This is a genomic window from Bartonella acomydis (assembly GCF_039543025.1).
In the GTDB taxonomy this organism is placed as follows: Bacteria; Pseudomonadota; Alphaproteobacteria; order Rhizobiales; family Rhizobiaceae; genus Bartonella; species Bartonella acomydis.
In genome coordinates, this window is sequence record NZ_BAABIY010000058.1 from 1 (window position 1) to 794 (window position 794).

General features: G+C 37.0%; 1 protein-coding gene. It reads right to left on the bottom strand.

Features of this window, described 5'->3' with window-relative positions; genetic code table 11:
- Positions 1 to 76: 76 nt before the first annotated feature.
- On the bottom strand, positions 77 to 794 hold a 718-nt coding region (locus tag ABD909_RS06990), incomplete at its 5' end, for an HNH/ENDO VII family nuclease (RefSeq protein WP_345097241.1).

Below are 794 nucleotides of genomic sequence, written 5' to 3' on the forward strand. Positions count from 1 at the left end.
TTATCTGCAGTGCCAAAACGAGCAGTATCATTATACTTGTCGACTAATTTTGTAACATCAGATAAAGTATAAGCTTTCATAGACTTTTCTCCACTAAATTATTTTCTTGAATATATCTCTCTGCACGCTCCTTCCAATATTTTTGTCTCCACTTATCAAATTTTGATCTATTGATACCAGATCCCATTGTATTGGGATTAATATGGATAACAGAATTATTATCTTTATGGAATGTCCTAGTAACCTCTGCTATAGGACCATCATGCGTTTGCAGCATATGATGCAACTCAATAGGATAACCGTCAATACCAATAGGAGCTTTGCCTGATAGCATTCTTTCAATATTGGTACCTGTTACTATTTTATCTTTTTCTTCCCAAGTAAAAATTTTGTTAAACTCAAACAAATCATCTCTCTGATAGACTTTGTTTATCTGAATAATTTTTTCTCCCTTGTGAGTCATTTCAAACCCAACCTCAATAGGTTTTGACCAGAATTTTCTTTCCTGCCCCAAATATTGAGTTGCAATAACTTCATCACTCATTTGTTCTAGTGATTGAGCGACTTCTTTCCCAACATGAGCGGTATTTACTTCAGAAGTAGATGCTCCAACTTTTGCTCCTGTTATAGCCGCTTCTTCAGTCTTAGCAGCGAATTTAACAAGAGCTTTTTCGGTAAGCTTGCCAACAAGCTTTGCACCTCCTTTGGCTATTCCAGCACCTCCAGCAAACAGGGATGCGACTTCAGTCAATAATTTTCCGAGTTCAACACCAGCTTTAAAGGATCCACCGGCA